This window comes from Alteromonas sp. ABV4_515 (assembly GCF_056160345.1).
The window spans coordinates 63851-82906 of the sequence record NZ_JBSWWZ010000001.1; the positions used below are offsets into that span (position 1 = coordinate 63851).

The window sequence follows — 19056 nt, forward strand, 5'->3', positions numbered from 1 at the left end:
ATGACGCTTTATCGGGTGGGTTAACGGTCTGCCTGCTGCCGTTTTAAGATCATCAGCATTGCCAGTAAACACAGCACAACGGCAAATCCTGCGAAGCCAATACTTACCGGTTTCAGTGCGTATTTTAAATGGATAAGGCCGACCAGGATTACCGGCACAGAAATGGAGATATAGCTAATAATAAAGTAACTGGATATTGTTGCAGCAGCTTTATCGTCTGGCGCTTTCGCACCTATTTCACTTAATCCACTTTTAAATGCCAGGCCGTGCCCGAACCCAGCCACAGTCGTACCGGTTAACAGCAATACCAGTCCGGATGTCCAGAAAGCCCCACAGATGATAGCCGTTCCCACTGACAAGACCGCACAACCAATAACCTGTCGGTACGTCTGTGGGATTTTATCGACCACTGTTTGCCCTACTGCCGACATAATAAACATAAATCCGGTTACACTGCCTACTAGCAAATGGTTAGATAAATGCAGTTCAGTCTGCAGAAAATTAGGGATAATTGCGGAATAAAATCCACACACCATGAAGCCAGCCACTGCCGCAATCGCTGCTGGAGGAAAAACTGTCCGCACCTCCTTTGGATAAGCAGGTTTTCTGGGTGATAAGTCTACATTTTCACTACGCTTCACATTTTCAGGAACACGCAGAAAAAGCAGTCCGCAAATTATCATTAAACCCGAATGTGCAAGATAAGGCATCAGCAAAGGTTGTGGTAAAGCAACGGCTATTGCACCAGCCAATATAGGGCCTAATCCAAGCCCGCCCATGTTTGCAGCCGTAGCAGTAAGTACGCCGGCGCGCTGAAATCCTTTTGGAGCAAGCTCAATCACCGCAGCCGTGGCAGCGCTTGCAAACAATCCTGCGGATAGTCCTGACACAACTCTTGCGATCAGAACCAGCGAGACATCATCAGCCAGACAAAACAACACGTCACTGAGGATGGAGAAAATTATCCCGGCATAAAGTACCGGCTTTCTACCAATTTGATCTGACCATGACCCCGATATCACAAGTGCCGCGATGACCCCTGCGGCATAGACTGCAAATATTGTTGTGATCATCAGCTGAGACAGCTGCATCTGGTCTGTATAAATCGGGTACAGAGGTGTGGGCAGCGTGGTTCCTGCCATAGTGAAAAAGAAAGTTGCGGCGGCAATAACAAATGCCAGCCAGGAATTGTGAGGAGAACTATTACTTTGCGTCATGAAAAAGAGCCTGTTCAAAAAAAGAAGATTTATGGCGATGCAACTGTTTTGGCTACGGTTGAACCGAATGAAGTGTTTTATCTGTGCGAGGAACGCCCATACGCTATCGCTAAACTACAGTTTTCTGCGCCAGTACAGACACACATTTCTTTTCAGATAAGAAAATCGCTATCAGTGGTAAAAGCCGATACCATTGCCGCATCAGCGTGAATTTACGTCCACAAGTGGCCTGATATTTATTTCGACCACCACTTAGCAAATGGGTTATGGCACAAACAGAATCTACTTCCAGACTCCATAGAGAGTTTTATCGCAATGGTCCCTCTCACCGGGATGGGGCCGATGTTAGCTTCAACGATATCCGTAAACTGTTTAATTTTTCCAGTATCACCATTGGGAAATGGGTTACCGCTCAAGAACAGCAACTGGCAGCAAATTTGTTTTTCGATGCACTGTACGATCTGATCGAAATATTACAGATCAACGAACAGGTGATCTCACTCAATGGCTCTTTGTCGCTGGCTTTTGGCAGCGGTGGTCAAAAGCACGCCAGCGCGCACTATAACAGCGCTAAACGCCAACTGGCACTGGCTAAGAATGCCGGCGGAGGCGCGCTGGCCCATGAGTGGTTTCATGCCTTTGATCACTATATTGCATCTCATGTTTTCGATGATCTAGCGAGCGGATCATTTGCTTCTAAAGCCTGGCTCGACAACGCCTCAATTCGCCCACATGCCTTGAATAGCAAGCTATGCGAGTGTTTTCAATTCATGTTTCTGAACGATCAAAATTCGCCTAATGATTATCTTTTGCGATCAATAGAGGCTGATCGCGCGTTAAAAATGTATTACTATGCAATGCCACAAGAAATGGCAGCGCGGGCTTTTGAAGCTTGCATTCAGGACAATCCCCTGAAGAATGCTTTTCTGGTGCAGGGTACAAAAAAGTCAGCTGAGGCTAGACTTGGGATTTATCCTCATGGTAATTTGAGACAACAGCTTAATGATTCGTTAATGTTGTATTTTTACCAGTTGGGGGTTGCCCTGACCAAAAAATCATCGCAATAACAATATACAGTGATGATTTTGGCTAAAAAGCCATCAACAAGTGTTAGGAATGGTGTCTGTTTATTACAAAACACTACCAGTTTTTGTAACAAACAGTATACTAGGGTGCTCGAACTTAAAGAGAAGAATGATTACGAGATGAAAAGAAAAAAGCATACCAGTGGCGATGACGAGGCTCAGATTGACATGACCCCCATGTTGGACATCGTGTTCATCATGTTGATCTTCTTCATTGTAACCACCTCTTTCGTTAAAGAGAAAGGTCTGGACGTTAACCGTCCTGATGAAAATCAGTCTAACAACAATCAGCCATCAAAATCGCTGTCTATTCGTATTGATGCAAACGGCGTTATTACTATGGGTGGCCGTGAAGTTGACGTACGTCGTGTTGTTGCAAACGCGCAAACGTTCCTGGCTGAAAACAACACAGATTCAGCTGCTATTCAAGCAGACAAAGACACCGAGCATGGTCTCGTTGTTGAAGTAATGAACCAGGTTAAAATTGCAGGTATCGATAAAGTATCTGTTCTGGTGAAAGACTCTTAAGTCAACAATACTTCTTTTCTATTATAAAACGCGGCGCTTGCCGCGTTTTTTGTTTCTAAGCCACATAAACCGAATCCTTTTGTTATTCGCCTGATTAACGTACAATAAATTCTCACTTTTGATTAATTCATCACCAGGCGTCGTTAACTGGTCAGCATGTTCTTCTAACCTGCGGAGTCTTCATGATCAATCTGCGTTTAAAACATCTCGCTATCGGGTTGCTGTTCTGTAGTCCTCTTTCTTACGCTTCTCCCTTGTATTTAAACGAAGCATTTAACTTTAATGCCTATGTCATTGAAGACCTGACTGCGGAACATTCTGATGTTGAAGGTCAGCTTGCTGTGGGAGGGAATTTCTCCGCTCAGGATTACAGCGTTGGTTTACAGTCAGCAGACAATGGCCAGAATATTCTTACTGTCGGCGGTGACGTGTACCTGCGGGACGCGAGGATTTATAACGGCGATGCTGTTGCCGGTGGCAATATTGACATCGACGCCTCTGTTGGCTTGTACAATGAAGACCAAACCAATAATAGCCACACTTTTTATCAGGATAGCAGTTTTGATTTCTCCACCGTCAGTGCCGACTTACTCAACACGTCGTCGCTGTGGGGAGCAATGACAGATACCGCAACAACAGCAATTACCGGCAACGGTACAGATGTGTGGAGCATCAGCTTTAACGGAAACAGCGACTTCAACGTTTTCTCCATCGATGCAGACACGTTATCAGCATCAGATAAAAGTATTTATCTGAATGTTGCTTCCGACAGCCTGAATATTATTAATGTATTTGGTGACACTGTTGATTTGTTTAATACCGGCTTCTTTGGCGCAGATGGTACGCAAATCCGCGACAATCAACCGGGTGTGTATCGCAGCAATGGCTTGTTCGCCAATAACGTGTTGTTTAATTTCGTAGACGCCACATCGCTTTCACTCAATGCGATTGCGTTTAAAGGCAGTATTCTGGCACCACTGGCAGACACCGTTTTTTATGACGGTCAGATAGACGGAAATTTCATCGTAAAAAGCCTGAGCTCGCCTGTAGGTGAATTCACCGGGCAAATTAATGACTACCGTTTTGGTGATTTATCTTTTAATGTGGATGAACCAGGCGGCGCACTCTTTATCATAATGCTTTTGGCATTGGGTATTCGTCAAACGCTGTTAAAAAAGAAAGTCCTTTAACACCGGTTTCGAGCCAAATAATGTATCACTGGTAACGCCGCGACGTGGTGCGGCGTACCATCGCAATTCAATACCCGCAAACGTAGCCTGATAAGCCACAGCGTGAGAACGGCTAATGTAACCCGCCACAGACCAGTGACTTGCAAACTGATACTGCCCCTCTACGAAGAGGTCAGCACTTATCCCTTTTTGATTGGAAGGTGATACTTCACCAAATGTCTCGGGGCTTAGAGGAAAACGTGCACCTCCTTCTTCATACACCGAAGACCAACCCAGGCTTAACCGACTACGAATTTGCCATTGTTGCGCTTCAGCACTAAGTAACTCTGCACTCGCACCAGCACTAACGAAACGTTGAGGACTAAAATATCCACCCTGTCCCAATGTAAAATCACTCAGGTCGTGGTCGTATTTTTGCCAGCTGATATAAGGCCCAACACGTAAATAATCGAATTGCTCACTATCAATTTTATCTAAGAGGTCGCGGCTCATATCCATGCGAAGCGAATACGTGCCATTATCTTTCACCCCTTCACCCTCTAACGCAGCAAAGTTAAAACTGGATGACACCGCCCAGCGATCATTTAGTGTCAGCACACCGAGTCCTTTCATACCGGTTTGTAGTACTCCGCCCCAGGCGGTCGTAAAGGGATTCTCTCCACGCCAATGCGTGCCGGTTTGACTCAGCATGCTGTCTTTGCGCCGCTGACGATAACCTATGATGGAGAGTTGCCAGGTTGGCTGAAAGTAAGTGCCGCCAAGTGCACCAGTAAAACGGGTAGAAACGGGCTGGTCAAACAGCAAATACCCCAGGTTGGCATAACCAGTCCAATCCTTCGCCTGACGTGTCACATCCACTTCGATGCCCTGGCCAGTTTGCATGGTATCGCCAGTAAAAGTTGTGCCAACAGCGCCACCACCAAAGAATGTACCTTCAGCGCCAGTACCAGAGAAAAGTCGCTCATGACGAACCGATAAATCAATTTTAATGTCGTCAACTACGGTAGACATGCCGGCGTATCCGGCCTGTTCATCCAGGTGTCCAAGGCCACGCAAACCGTTACGATGACGAGTTGTCAGGCCAACATAAGCTTGCAAATTACTATCGACAGTCGCTTTAGCTCGCGTGATCCCTGTACGATTGGCTAGATCAAACTGTTTTCTCCCCCACGCCAGCTCACCATGCTGGGAAGCAATAAATTGCGCAACAAAAGGATATCGTGCCGCTAGTGGCTCAAGCGCTTCGGCATCGTAGTTGTACGCATGAATCAATGCGCTTTGTGACTCTTTATCGTCGGGAGCCAGTTTCAGTAAATCACCGAATACCACTCTGGCTTTACTGAACTGTTCATCGTTGGCTAATGACCAACCGTAGAGTTGATTGAGTCCTGGGGTCATCCCGCCCCGTTCGTCAAGCTGTTCGGCAACGGCGATGCTGCCAGTATAATCTGCGTTCTCGTAGCGGGTGACTAACTGCGTTGCCAGCGCACTATTGCACCAATTTTCGACCTCAGGATTATGTGTAGTGGAACATGCCAGCTCCAATGCTTCATCGTTACGATGCAGCTCTGCTAACGACAAAACCCGTCCTAATCGTTCATCAATCACGCTGAACAACATGTTGGCCTTGTCCATAGCGTTATTATCGAAAGCGTCCCAGGCGGCACCACGCAGTAAAGGATGGGTTTGAACAGGGTATGCAGAGAAAAGCTTCTCTAGAGCCACCCGATTATTCTGAGCGATGGCATCAAACACCAGCGCATCAATCGCCGCCCCGATGGCATCATTACGTGCCTTACTACTATTATCGCTAACTTCACTGAACAGATCCCGAGCACGCTCATAGTGCTGGCGAGCCATATTTATCCAGCCCATCAACAGCAAGGCATCGTCATTACGCTCTGTCAGTGCAAAGCCTTCCGCCCGATCAATGAGGTCGCTGGAAACGGTCTGCCATTGGCTGTCATTCATGTTAGCCAATTGCCCCATCAGCAAAGACATTTCATCAGGCTTATTCTGCGAAGCCGATGCTTCAGACATTGGCGGCGCTATTGGCTTAGCTGACGCAGGTGGACGATTTAGCGCTTCCAAAGCTTCAGAAAGTGCTTCATCGGGTGTCCATTGGGGATATTTCTGTTTAAGACGTTGAAATTCTGCGTTGGCTAAATCAGTTTGTTCATGCCTGATGTGGTACCACACACCGGTAAGATCAGGGGCAGACGATGTGAGCAATGCGGGTGCTGTTAACGCAAAAGGCGTTGGCGCGGCAAGCGCAACGGCGATGGCAAAAGAAAGACTAATCTTAGCCTTCATCAAAGCCTCCGTCTTTCAACGCAACCAGACTTAGCATCACCAAACTGGCGGAGTAGTAATCCAGTTTATCGTTAATGGCAAAGCTGTTGTTGCCGTCGATGTTATTTTGTGGCTGCTGGTACAAGGCCGCCGTGGCTTTATTAACGGCAATCATGCCGGCGGTCATGCCATATTCAGCAGTTTCACCCGTCGCCAAATTTCGGGTAGCCGGGGCAGCACCATTGTTCCAATAAGATAGAAAAGGTTGAGCGACAGATTTATCAACATTCTGCCAGGCTAGTTGCAGTGGAATACGACAGGCATTGAAGCCAAACTCTGCATTCACCACATTTTCAATTGAAATTCCGTCGGAGGTAACACGAAGCCAATCGGGAGTTAGTGACCACTGTGCATTTGCCTGGGTTATCAGACTAATACCGGACACTGCGAGATCATCCCAACTCTCATCGCCAGTGGCATCAGCAGCCGCATGCAGAGCAGGAAAGATCCAATAAGATAAGTTGATCTGCACATCTCCATTGGGATAAGTGAATCCCTGCTCGCCAGGCAACAGCAGTACATAATCATTTTTGGCAACCACCACTGCGCTTCGCATAGCAGCGAGAATCGCCAATGCTGACTGACGATAGTGTTCTTCCTGCCATTTGTCCGCGGCCCGTAGTAATGACCAGGCGATAAGCAGATCACCATCGGAGGCATTGTTGGGATCGTCCACACAAGTGCGGTCTGCTGCGGCGCAAGGTACATAGCGCCAACTAAACAGTTTATCAGCTCGCTGTAAGGTATCTGCTGTCCACTTCCATATTTCGTCGAAATACGCTTTATCTCCGGCAGTCACCGCGAACAACATGCCGTACCCCTGTCCTTCACTGTGCGACACGTTTTCATTACCAGTATCAACAATGCGGCCATTGTCATAAAAAGCCGAGTTGAAATGTTTCCAGGCAACCGAAAAATTATCTTTTCTTACCGGAGCACAACCGTTAGTCATCACTATCATCACCAGTGCAACAATCGCTTTGCGAAACATTACCAATTTTCCTGAATCTTCTTATTCCGACGACGCAACAGCAGCAAGGCTAACGCTGCACAAACGATAACCACAATGACCAGTGCCATCAGCCAAATCCACGGATGATTCGACAGCCACATCCGCGTTTGCAGCCAGGAATCCTCAAATTCCCCCACCACGTAAACATCCGCTACCTGCATAACCAGCTCTGGCTGCTCGCTGTTGTCCCAAGCAACAAGGTCACCTGCCAATTGCCCCCAGATAGCCGGAGAAGTTAAGTCCTGCATTCTGTCGGCTAACAGTTCGGCATTTTCAGCAGCCATCATGAATACCGTACCGGTTCGTTGCCCCTGAGGATTTTTCTGCGCCACCAGCACGCCCATATTTCCCAGAGTACTTTGTTGCACAGTTGCGCCGTGCATAATAAAACCGGGTTTGCGTTCTTCTGAGGCATCCCGCAGTCGGTTGTGTAGCAAGTTCTGTAAGCGGTACGGCCATTGTTTGGTGTTCGCCAGATTTGCAGAGAATGGTTCAGCGTAACCGTCCGGAACGGTTTGCGGTGTCATTAGCACGAAGGCCGTGTCGGTGGTTGTTTCTGGCACACCGCTAACGATATGTAAATCAGGAATGAGCGTATTCACCGTTTGCGCCAATTTACCGCTAAGCGTTAACGCCGCACCGCGCATAGCCTCTTCGGTAATGTAAATATCGGCGCTTTGACCAGAAACAGTTGCCATGGGATAAGCCGCATCGGCAAATAAGGTGAGATCAGGCTGACGGGCAACATGTCCGGCTTTAGGCAACGCTATGCGACTGCTAGGCAGCAACTGAAAGTGCAGGTGACGACCAACCACATCGTCACACACCACATCAGTGATAGGCGCGCGCATGGCTACATCGAACTCAATGGCGTTGGTACCGCCCTTCAGGTGTCTTGCCGGCACGTTTAACTGATACTGGCTAAATGACTCACCGTAAGGATTGGTCAGCGGCAAACCATGCACCAACTCACCATTAATCAGCACATTCATCATCGACCCCTGACCAAACGCGGCACCATAGGCGAAATTCAATAGCAGCGTGACCGAGGCATTTTCAGGCACATAGAAATCGGCGGGCAAGGAGAACTGAATGCGTTTGGTTGTCGATGTTTCCCCGCGGTATTCCGCACCACCGTCTCCCATATCGGCCAGCGAATAGCTCTCGCCGGGTGTCAAGGTATCGGCTTTCAGCAGGGCATCATCACTGCTCGCCCGCACGTCATTAATCACCACTGAAGCATCCTGGTTAAGACCATCGTCCATCAGGGCCAATGCTTTTGCTGCCAGCATAACCCGATCACCGTTGGTCCCTGACACAATTAACCGGTGGGATGCCGGCACGCGTATTTCATCGTCAATTTCGACAGCAGGCGTGGTTTCAACCCCCAAATATGCCCCACTGATCTTGTTATACGTCTGCTCAGAAAGGTTTTCCCGGAGCGATGATACCGTTCCCACCAGTACGTGAAGCTTGCCGGTGTCTTGCTCTGACAGATAATGGCTACTGCGCGCTAATTCGGCGAGCTGTTCTTCAGACCAAGGGACTGATGGCGCTGGGATCGTTGAGACATCACTTAAAATATCGTGTTTAATGGCTAATTGCTGATAGTCGGCACGAAGTGCCAGCGCCTGTGCAACCACAGGCAACGCATCGGATAAAATGCCTTGCTCGGCATTGTCTGAGGTATAGAGTGTTACGGCTTGCTGACGACCAATGCCGGCATTAAACAAGTCGCTGATATCACCAACAACAGTAGGGCCACTTCCAGGCTGCGTAGTCATAGAAATCACCGAACGGAATAAATCAATTTCGCTCCATAATTCCGGGGCAGCATTGTCGACACATTGATTGGCATAGTGCTGAGCAACCACGAAGGTTAGCGTGTTATAACCCTCTCGCCAAAGTTCAGCGGGAATATCGACCTGCGGACGAAAATTCGGCAATTGAGGGTCTAAGGCCTGTTGAAATATGGTGGCGTTATTGAAACGAATAGCCATTACCGAACGCTGCTTGAGCAAGGCGATTGAGTTCACTGCACGCATATCCAGCGTGGCTTTTTCTACTACTAAGCCACCAGCCAACGGAACAGAAAGGTCAAACTCTGCCATCGCCCCCTCCAGCCGCAATGTGCTGTCACCGGCATAAAGTTCAGATAATCTGACCGTATGGGTTTGTTGCGCCTGAACCTGAAAAACTGAAGCGATAAAAACCAGTAAAAAGAAAAATCGCTGTGCCATTAAGTGCCTTCCTTCGCTGTTCGCAATTTCCGCCACAAACGGCGGCTTTGCAGATAAAAATGTTGAATTGCAGGGCTGATACTTACGCTGACTACATGCTTCACACCAAACCAATAAGAAATGGGTCTTGTTCGACGCCGCTGAAAACTTTGCCAACGGCGGCTATCGCCTAATACAAAGCGGATAACATTCCCGATGTGCTGCGTGTCACGGTTGAATTGAATGCGTACTTGCTGCCGTTGAGGTGATACTTCTAATATACTGGCGGGCAAAAGAACAGGCTCAATATCGCCTTCTCGTTGCGTGCGCAACAACACCTGATTCTGCAATGCACTCAAATCACCAGCAATTTGTGCTCTCGCACCGCCCAAAGACAAATCCATGAGATGGCCGGGCCACGCCTTGCCAGCAGTATCGTCCAAACTGACCTCGTCGTTGGCAGGAAGCCTGGCCTGCTCACGAACCTGTTTGCGTTCAACCAACACGCCTAACACACTAATCAACAAAATAAAGTTGAAACAATTCCAGGCCAAAACTACGGCTGTAAGCTCCCGGGTTAGCGGCTCGTATATCATCTTAAGTATGCCCGCCGCCATTGCAACGGTCACCAGAATTAATAATGAATAGAACACCCCAGACAACGGCGAAATAAAGGTACGAGTCAAATTCTCCCCTTTGGGCGTAACGACAAACGACGGCGCCCTAGGATTTCTAAACACTCTCATGAGCGCTCTTAAGGTAAAAATACACTGCAGAATTTCATAAAGTTCAGATACCAAGGGCCATCGGGTTTTACCGAACAACATGGTCGACAGCATGTAGGTGGCCATAACATGAGGGACGGTGTATGCAAAAATATCTGCCATGGACGCGTGATACACCTGAAGGTCAAACACCAAGTAAGCCAGTGGCATGAGCAAAAAGATGATCCGCGCGAAGGGAAACAACCAGAACAAAATGGAACTCATGTAACCGATTCGCTGATGCCAACTCAACTGACGTTCCATGAAGGGCTTTTTGAGTAGCAGAATTTGTGTCATTCCCTGCGCCCAGCGCATGCGCTGGGTGACAAAAGCATCGAAGGTTTCTGGTGCTAATCCACTCACCATAGGTCGATCAACGTAAACAGACTCATATCCTAAAGCGTGCAGATCGAACGCAGTTTCAGCATCTTCGGTGATGGAGTCGCCCGACAAACCACCGACTTCCATTAAGTGCGCGCGACGAAGCACCGCTGCAGAACCACAGAAAAACGACGAAGACCAAAAATCCAGGCCACGTTGAATCGTGCCGTAAAACATATCGTTTTCTGATGGCATGCGGCTAAAGGCGGAAAAGTAATTACGCTCAACAGGGTCGGGATTTGCCATGAAGTGTGGCGTTTGTACCAGAAAGACTTTCTCGTTTTCCACCAGCCAGGGCACGGTGTGATCCAGAAAATCTCTTGTCGGCACATGGTCTGCATCAAGAATCACTACCAATTCGCCGTTGGTTTCGAGCAAGGTGTCGTTGATGTTGCCCGCTTTTGCATGGTGGTTCAGTTTGCGGGTGTGATAGTGCACGCCAAGCCGCTCGCATAGGGCACTTAACTCAGCCTTGCGGGCTTTCGCGGCAGCAGACCCCTGCGCATCTAATTGCGTTATCTTCTGTTCGGTGCTGCCATCGTCGAGCAGATGTATGGCCAACTTACTTTCCGGGTAGTCAAGCATCAGCGCGGCCCGAAGGGTGATCTCAAGCAGGTGTGCATCTTCATTATAGGTTGGAATAAGTACATCCACAGTGGGTAACGCACTATCAGGCAAGTCGCGAATGGTTTTCAGAGGCCGACTCAAAGGCAAAGCGTTGACCATGCATCCCATAATATGGGTAATACCTGCGTAAATCTCTGCCAGAAACAGCAACCAAACTGCTATCAGAGAAAATAAATCCACCGCAGTAAGTGTATAAAGTCCGCGCCACATCAGGTATCGAACTGTGAGCGCTAATCCCAGAAACATAGCCACCATACGAAACCATTGTTGGTAGCGGTGATAGGCTTTTGATTCCTGCGAGCAGAGATGAACGATGATCAGGATCACCATAGACGCCAGCAGTTGTGAGCCGGAGTCCATCGGAATCAATAATAAAAAGGTGAGTAAGGATAATCCGGCAACAAATAGTAGGCTGAGCCCCCAGGAACGGACACCGCTTTCTCTAACTTGAGACAATTTAGTGCTCCAGTATGGGAACCTGAGTAACTGCTGCGTAATTCCCGCGGTTAATTAACACCAGATGACTGCCGGTAATTTCCACTTCATGGTTACTGACGTAAAACCGTCGTGATAGTGCATCGCGATGTTTGCGTTGTTGCTTCACCCAAACATAACAAAATGGTTGAAAAATCATACCCATGGCAAATGCAATGAATCCACCAGCGAACATCCACTCAGAGGTTACGGGCGCCACAAATAATGAAAAACTGAGCATCGAAAAGCCAGCAACGACAACAACCATCCATGCTGCCATCAGGCGCTTAGCTTTTTGTAGTGATTTTTCGGCATCGCGAAATAAGCAAAGCCGTTGCTGCCAAAGAGTTCTAAGCTGCGATACCGTGTTGCTTACAAAGCCTTCTGTCGAGGCTTCTGCGTTATTCATTCCAAAAGTATCTTCAGCCGAACCTTCCTGCAGCGGAAAGTTATCGAACGACATAATTGGAGGCTCCCACCCTTTAAAATGTTCCAGCAGTGCCGGATTTGGGAAATTCTAATAATGACCGTTACATATATCAATCTATAACATTGAACATGACTGTTCAATAATCAGTCAGAACTTTAAATAGAATTCCTGGCACAAGTGACGGAATGCTGGCGTATATTCGCCGGCTACATCCCTGATCACCAGATCTGTAGTGGATAGTGCATTTTTCGTGCACATTTGCAGATGGGTGAATTTAAGCGCTACCAGATAAGGCATTTTGTTGGTAACAGCGCTCACGGAAAGACGGGCCACAAGCCCAAGCCCTGCGCTTTTGGCGACATCTGTGACGTGAGCTTCTCGTTCGATGGGATAGAGGCAATAAAACACACCACAGTCAGATAATTGGCGTTTTACGACGTCCATGAGTGTCTGCGGTAACAGACTATTTTCTAACCTGGCCGCTGCCCGGGATGGCGTAAGGGAATCATAAGCATTCGACGTATCGTTTATCGATGCAAAATAAGGTGGGTTGGAAATAATGCAATCAAATTGCTTGGGTATAGCTAGCTTCGCAACATCGCCTGATAACACATTCATTCTCGCTGCCCACGGGCTGTTAGCAATGTTTTCATCAGCCTGCACGCAGGCAGCACTATCTAGCTCAACCGCCGTAACGTGAGCCTGAGATTGAGATTTCTGCGCCATCATCAGCGCCAGTATTCCACTACCGGTACCAATATCGAGAATATTTGTGCTGTTACCGGGGTCTGCCCAGCTGCCAAGGATCATGCTATCGGTATTCACCTTCATTGCGCAGTTATCCTGCTTCACGGTGAATTGTTTACAGCGAAACCCACGGCTCATCTCTGTTTTTTCCATTTATTCAAAATGTTGCAGGGTAATCATTTTACGCGCGACGTCGGCGGCCGTCACTGGGCGATACTTTTTAAGCGGCCCCACCATGAGTTTCCCCAGCATGGGCGCCAAAGCTTGCATGATATCTTCAGCAGGTCGCGATTCTGTTCTTTCGCCCAACAATAAAGATGGCCTAACGGCTGCTGCATTGGGTAATTGCGGCATACGCATCAGCGCATTTTCTAACTCACCTTTTACCCGCAAATAAAAGTTAGCGCTTTTTGCATCGGCACCCACAGAGGAGATCCAAACAAAACTTTCCGCGCGCTGAGCACGGGTTAACTGGGCCGCAATGTGCACGTATTCAAAATCAACCTTCCGAAACGCCGCTTTCGAACCTGCGATTTTCATCGTGGTCCCCAAACAGCAGTACACGTGACTCACACTGAAATAGCCCTGGTAGTCCTGCAATGCGTCGAAATCGATAACAATGGGATTCAGCTTTCCCGCTGGATCGCTGAATAAACTCGCAGGTAAAGGACGACGAACCAGCAGGGTGATACTGGTATAGCGAGGATCGACAAGTAACTGGCGAACCAACGCCTTTCCCACTAATCCTGTCGCACCCAGCACCAAAGCAGTTTTATTGCCATGCACCTTATGTCATCCTCTATAATCACAACAAATAATAACTAGCATCTAAGACAAAGCCGAAGATAACAAATGAAAAAAACTTTATTACTGGGAGCCCTCATGCTCAGTTCACTGGCTCATGCCAAAGATCTTACCATCGAACGAATTTACGATTCGCCCTCATTGGAAGGCAGTGCGCCGCGTTCGCTGAAAGTCTCTCCTGACGGCCAACGCGTAACCTTTCTACGCGGTAAAGAAACCGATTACGACCAACTGGATTTGTGGGAATACCACATTAATTCAGGTGAAACCCGCATGTTATTCGACTCAGCAACCCTGGCACAAGGCGATGGCGAGCTGTCTGATGAAGAAAAAGCCCGCCGTGAGCGCATGCGTCTTTCTGGTAGTGGTATTGTAAGCTATCAGTGGTCAGCCGATGGTAAAGCCCTGCTGTTCCCACTTGGTGGCGATGTATTCTATCATCAGTTGGGTAAAGAAGGGGCCAAGCAACTGCTTGATACCGACGCGTTTGAAACCGACATCACCTTGTCGCCCAAGGGCAATTACATTGCCTATATCCGCAACCAAAACCTGTATGTAAAACACATTGCTACTGGCAAGGAAACCGCCATAACTCAAGGCGGTGGCGGTAATATTAAGTACGGTATGGCCGAATTCGTGGCCCAGGAAGAGATGAGCCGGATGACTGGCTACTGGTGGTCGCCGGATGAAAGCTATATTGCCTTCACCCGTGTGGATGAATCGCCGGTTGAAGTGATCACCCGTTCCGAGATTTATGCCGACAACATCAAAACCATTGAACAGAAGTACCCTTCTGCCGGTACCCCAAACGTAGAAATCACGTTAGCCGTTCAGAACATTGAAAGTGGCGAGCGTCAGTGGATTGATTTGGGTAAGAACAAAGATATCTACCTGGCCCGTGGTAACTGGATGCCAGACTCAAGCGTATTCACCTATCAATGGCAGAGCCGTGACCAACAGCAACTTGAACTGCGCGCTTACGATCTGTCTACTAAGAAGCAAAAAGTGTTGCTGAAAGAAAGCAGCGACACCTGGGTAAACTTGAACGACGACCTGCGTTTCCTCAGCGACAGCAACCAGTTTATCTGGGCGTCTGAGCGCGATGGCTTTAAACATCTTTATTTGTACAACAACGACGGCTCACAGGTTCGCCAACTAACCAAAGGCGACTGGGTGGTTGACGATGTGGTTGCAGTAGATAAGAAAGCTGGCGAAGTTTACTTTACCGGCCGTAAAGACACCCCACTGGAGCGTCATCTGTATCGCGTACCACTGGCCGGTGGCGACATCACCCGTATTTCTCAGGAAAACGGTTTCCATAACATCACCTTCTCGTCAGATGCTTCAATCTATGTAGATAGCATGTCGACGATTAATCATCCTGCACAGGTCAGCCTGCATAAGGCCGATGGCGAACAGCTTACCTGGCTGGAAGAAAACGCCATTGATGAAAATCATCCGCTGGCGCCATACATGGACAGCTGGACAAAACCTGAGTTTGGCAGCTTCAAAGCTGATGATGGCGCAGAGCTTTTCTATCGCCTTTACAAGCCTGAAAACCTTGAGAAGAAGCATCCGGTTATTGTTTACCTTTACGGTGGTCCACACGCCCAAGTAGTAACTAATAGTTGGGCGGGCAACCGTGGACTGCTGATGCAATACTGGGTTGACCAGGGTTACGTGGTATTCAGCATCGATAACCGTGGTTCTAACTATCGCGGTAAAGCCTTTGAAGACCCGATTTTCAAGAAAATGGGCTCTATTGAAGTACAGGATCAAGTTGCCGGGGTGAAATTCCTGCGTACGCTACCTTACGTAGATGCAGACCGTATCGGCGTACATGGCCACAGCTACGGTGGATACATGACCTTAATGACCATGTTCCAGGCAGGTGATTATTTTGCAGCGGGCGTTTCCGGCGCACCAGTCACTGACTGGCGTCTATACGATACCCACTACACCGAACGTTATATGGGTAACCCGAAAACCGACGACGATGCCTATACAGCATCAAGTGTGTTCCCTTATGCGAAAGATCTAAAAGGTGATCTGCTGATTTATCATGGCATGGCAGATGACAACGTTCTGTTTACTCACAGCACCAAGCTGTACAAACATTTACAGGACATGGCAATTCCGTTTGAAACAATGGATTACCCGGGTAAAAAACACAGCATTCGTGGTAAGCAGACCGGCATTCACTTGTACAAAACAATCACTAATTTCTTCAACCGGAATTTGCATCCGGAAAAAGACTAAACTAAAAACGGGCTGCTAAATTGCAGCCCGTTTCTCTATTTTCGTTTTACTCATCAGCCGAACAATCGATTCGCTAACTGATGCTGCACACCTTGCGCAGCGTTTTTACTTAGTTCAACTTCAATCGCCTGGTCCTGCCCTGAAACCCAAATTTTAAGCTCAGAGTCGGTGTCGAAATGGCCTGCCGTTTCTACCACAAACTGGGTAATAGACTTATAAGGAATAGAGTGATAATTCACTTTGCGGCCTGTGAGTCCTTGCTTATCAATCAGGATGAGTCGGCCCGAAGTAAAGACAATCAGTCTCTCACCAGTTTGTAAGCACTTACAACAGTTTCACCATTGCCTAATACAGGCGCTAGCTCTTCACCCACCGCCTGTGGATCAGTTTCGCTGGCATTGCCGAGTAACGCATCAAATAAACCCATGTGCTCTCCTTTTTACTGTTCACGCACGAAGTCGACTTACATTATCACGGCTTTGTAATCTGTTCATTAATGGTAATGGCTTCCCGAGTGCGAAACCCTGCCCAAAATCCACATTCAGTGCTTTAAGCGCCTTGCAGGTAGCATCGTCAGTAACAAATTCGGCGATAGTTTGCTTGCCCATACTTTGCGCGATGGCATTGATGGCTTTTACTGTTTCATGATCAATACTGTCGCTGGCCATGTTTTTCACAAACGAACCGTCTATTTTGACGAAATCCACATCCAGATTTTTCAGATAAGTAAACGAAGACATGCCCGCACCAAAATCATCCAAAGCAAACAGGCAGCCTTTTTCTCGCAAAGTATGAATAAAGTGTTTCGCTGCGCTGATATTGGTGACCGCTGCGGTTTCGGTTATTTCAAAACAAATCTTATGCGCGGGCACTTTCGACGTCATCACTCGCTTGACGATATGGTCGAGTTTTGCCGGGTCGCCTAACGTTAAGCCAGACAAGTTTATGGCGACCTTACCAAGATGCTCCAAATGCTCAGGGTAGGCTTCGAGTGTGGTCAGTGTCTGGTCGACAACCCAGCCGTCTATTAAATTCATCAAGCCGTGACGCTCAGCTAACGGAATAAACAGCCCTGGACTGATTAATCCGCCCTGTCCATCGGGTAAACGCAGCAAAATCTCATAATGTTGCAGGTCAGCCTCTACCGTGGCCATTGGCACAATTGACTGACTATAGAGCTCGAATTTATGTTCCCGCAGCGCCCTGTGGACAATTTGCAAGACGTTGCTTTCACTGTGCGCATCCGGCAAACTATTCAGCGAATCCACCACGATATAACGATTTCGCCCTTGATATTTAGCCTGATAACAAGCGTTGTCAGCCGCTTTGATTAGTTCAGCAGCAGAGCCACTTTCCTGGTCGATAGCAATCACGCCAATACTGGCGCCAACATAGAAAAGACGATCTTCGTGAATGAATCGGTAACTCGCTATGGCCTCTAATATAATATCCAGCTTTGCCGTTGCCTGAGTGATTGTCTGGCCAGCAAAAATAATACAGAACTCATCACCACCAATTCGCGCCAGCAAATCAGTAGGTTCAAGGTGAGACGCAAAAAGCTCGGCCACTTCCTTGAGCAGTTTGTCACCCGCCGGATGCCCGCAACTGTCGTTTACCAGTTTAAAGCGGTCCATATCGATAAAGCACATTACGCCGGTCTTTTCGCCTTGCTTGACCTGCTCAAGTAACGTTTTTAGTTCGCTGTCGAAAGCGTAGCGGTTTAACAGACCAGTAAGCTGATCGTGACTGGCCTGCCAGCTGACCTCTTTCTGTAACACCTGTTCAGTAGTGACATCGCGAAAGGTCATTGCCAACGTTTTGTCCGCCTTAACCATTTGCACTTTCAAGCATTCAGAAGGTACCGACGCACATTCAACCTTAAGGAAGCCTTCAAATGGCTCGCCAGTAAATACCACCTTTCGCCCGGCCTCAGTGAGCGATTCATGACCCAGCAAACGCATATGTTCATGAAGCGTGGCAGATACGGCCTCACCCTGAAGATAGGGAAACATTGTAAAGCTCATGCGATTGGCTTCGAGGAGCACGAACTCGCCATTGCGCAACTGATAAATTAACAGTGCATCCAGCGCCGCATCACTGGCTGTACGGTAAAGTTGCTGACTTTGCGTTAAATTCATCGCACCTTTGAGTTGCTTATGGAAGATCCAACTCACTAGCAACGACATCAATACTCCAACAACGCCAATTAAGAACCCGGGGTTAAATGTTGCGGGACGACTCTGAATACGCAAAGACCACTGACGGCCAAGAAATTGAATATCTGAGATAGATATTACAGAGCCATCTTCCACAAAATCCCCTGCTTCCAGTACATGACTATTCTTATCCAGCAACATGAAATTAAACTGAGGGCCAACGAGTTCCCCCATAATCACATTTAACGTTTCGCTGATATCGAAGGTAGCCACAACGAAACCCAGTTCGGGTTGCTGACTACTGATGGCCCTGCCGTATATCAAAAAATAATGGCCGGTTTTGTCAGAGCGACGCAGCACACTTTGAAATTGTTCTGAAGGGCTAAGCGAAGGTAACCCAGAGCGGATTGGAATGCCGCCATCATTTGCCAGTTTCGACAAACTTTGCGCATGATTTCTTGGCAGCGAAATCCAGCGCACAACACCGCTATTATCGACCAGAGACAAAGACGTGTAACCATGCTGAATATTCATCAGCGATACAGCTTGCACATTAAACCAATCAATTTCATTTGGGGAGAATGCCGGCCAGGCCTGCATTAAGTTAATCATGGCCTGTCGGCGCTCGGTGGAAAACAGCTCCAGACTATTCACCACCTGCTTAGCCAGGGAACGCGCTTTGGATACACGAGACGTGCGATCGTCATTCACCAGATACACACCTGCAGAAATGAACAACATACTGAGCAGCAGAAATAAAATTACCGGGAGTAAGTAAACCCTGCTTTGTTTTTGTTGTTGCATGACATGA

Annotated in this window: 14 protein-coding genes and 1 pseudogene; 5 read left to right on the forward strand and 10 right to left on the reverse strand. The window is 47.9% G+C overall.

The annotated features are described in order from the left end of the window. Positions 1-20: 20 nt before the first annotated feature. Complete coding sequence (locus tag ACXAGX_RS00270; RefSeq protein WP_474835943.1) at positions 21-1217, reverse strand: MFS transporter; 1197 nt, start codon at positions 1215-1217, stop codon at positions 21-23. Between ACXAGX_RS00270 and ACXAGX_RS00275 the strand changes: the two genes are divergently transcribed. The 4 genes from ACXAGX_RS00275 to ACXAGX_RS00290 all read left to right on the forward strand — a co-directional run bounded on the left by ACXAGX_RS00275 (position 1209) and on the right by ACXAGX_RS00290 (position 4020). Then, on the forward strand, positions 1209-1427 hold the full coding sequence (locus ACXAGX_RS00275) for a hypothetical protein (RefSeq protein WP_474835944.1): 219 nt from the start codon (positions 1209-1211) through the stop codon (positions 1425-1427). The genes ACXAGX_RS00270 and ACXAGX_RS00275 overlap by 9 nt on opposite strands. Positions 1428-1483: 56 nt before the next feature. Then, a complete protein-coding gene (locus ACXAGX_RS00280) occupies positions 1484-2284 on the forward strand; it encodes a CLCA_X family protein (RefSeq protein ID WP_474835945.1) in 801 nt (266 codons plus the stop codon). A gap of 138 nt (positions 2285-2422) precedes the next feature. Beyond that, the gene (locus ACXAGX_RS00285; RefSeq protein ID WP_474821631.1) at positions 2423-2830 is read left to right on the forward strand and encodes an ExbD/TolR family protein; all 408 of its coding nucleotides are present in this window, start codon (positions 2423-2425) and stop codon (positions 2828-2830) included. 182 nt (positions 2831-3012) lie between these two features. Next, positions 3013-4020: a choice-of-anchor A family protein gene (locus tag ACXAGX_RS00290; RefSeq protein WP_474835946.1), complete on the forward strand. Its 1008-nt coding sequence runs from the start codon at positions 3013-3015 to the stop codon at positions 4018-4020. On the opposite strand, the gene ACXAGX_RS00295 is transcribed toward ACXAGX_RS00290, so the two are convergent. The 7 genes from ACXAGX_RS00295 to ACXAGX_RS00325 form a co-directional block, all read right to left on the reverse strand. Then, positions 4000-6333, reverse strand: coding sequence for a cellulose synthase subunit BcsC-related outer membrane protein (locus ACXAGX_RS00295; RefSeq protein WP_474835947.1), 2334 nt, complete (start codon positions 6331-6333; stop codon positions 4000-4002). The genes ACXAGX_RS00290 and ACXAGX_RS00295 overlap by 21 nt on opposite strands. Next, positions 6323-7363, reverse strand: coding sequence for a family 8 glycosyl hydrolase (locus ACXAGX_RS00300; RefSeq protein WP_474835948.1), 1041 nt, complete (start codon positions 7361-7363; stop codon positions 6323-6325). The genes ACXAGX_RS00295 and ACXAGX_RS00300 overlap by 11 nt, the downstream gene beginning before the upstream one ends. Beyond that, on the reverse strand, positions 7363-9624 hold the full coding sequence (locus ACXAGX_RS00305; protein ID WP_474835949.1) for a cellulose biosynthesis cyclic di-GMP-binding regulatory protein BcsB: 2262 nt from the start codon (positions 9622-9624) through the stop codon (positions 7363-7365). The genes ACXAGX_RS00300 and ACXAGX_RS00305 overlap by 1 nt, the downstream gene beginning before the upstream one ends. Next, positions 9624-11831, reverse strand: a complete 2208-nt coding sequence (bcsA, locus tag ACXAGX_RS00310; RefSeq protein ID WP_474835950.1) for a UDP-forming cellulose synthase catalytic subunit — start codon at positions 11829-11831, stop codon at positions 9624-9626. The genes ACXAGX_RS00305 and bcsA overlap by 1 nt, the downstream gene beginning before the upstream one ends. Before the next feature lies 1 nt (position 11832). Continuing rightward, complete coding sequence (locus tag ACXAGX_RS00315) at positions 11833-12312, reverse strand: hypothetical protein (protein WP_474835951.1); 480 nt, start codon at positions 12310-12312, stop codon at positions 11833-11835. Positions 12313-12426: 114 nt separating this feature from the next. After that, positions 12427-13164 carry a tRNA1(Val) (adenine(37)-N6)-methyltransferase gene (locus tag ACXAGX_RS00320; protein WP_474835952.1) on the reverse strand — a complete coding sequence of 246 codons (738 nt, stop codon included), beginning with the start codon at positions 13162-13164 and terminating at the stop codon, positions 12427-12429. Positions 13165-13179: 15 nt separating this feature from the next. Beyond that, on the reverse strand, positions 13180-13812 hold the full coding sequence (locus tag ACXAGX_RS00325) for an NAD(P)H-binding protein (RefSeq protein WP_474821653.1): 633 nt from the start codon (positions 13810-13812) through the stop codon (positions 13180-13182). 66 nt (positions 13813-13878) lie between these two features. Here ACXAGX_RS00325 and ACXAGX_RS00330 point away from each other — a divergent pair, with 66 nt between their 5' ends. Then, entirely contained in the window at positions 13879-16089 is a 2211-nt protein-coding gene (locus ACXAGX_RS00330) for a S9 family peptidase (protein ID WP_474821657.1), read from the forward strand. A 53-nt stretch (positions 16090-16142) separates the two neighbouring features. Here the strand turns inward: ACXAGX_RS00330 and ACXAGX_RS00335 are convergent. After that, positions 16143-16516, reverse strand: a pseudogene (locus ACXAGX_RS00335) (PH domain-containing protein). Between the two features lie 19 nt (positions 16517-16535). After that, on the reverse strand, positions 16536-19049 hold the full coding sequence (locus tag ACXAGX_RS00340) for a putative bifunctional diguanylate cyclase/phosphodiesterase (RefSeq protein WP_474835953.1): 2514 nt from the start codon (positions 19047-19049) through the stop codon (positions 16536-16538). Positions 19050-19056 lie beyond the last annotated feature (7 nt).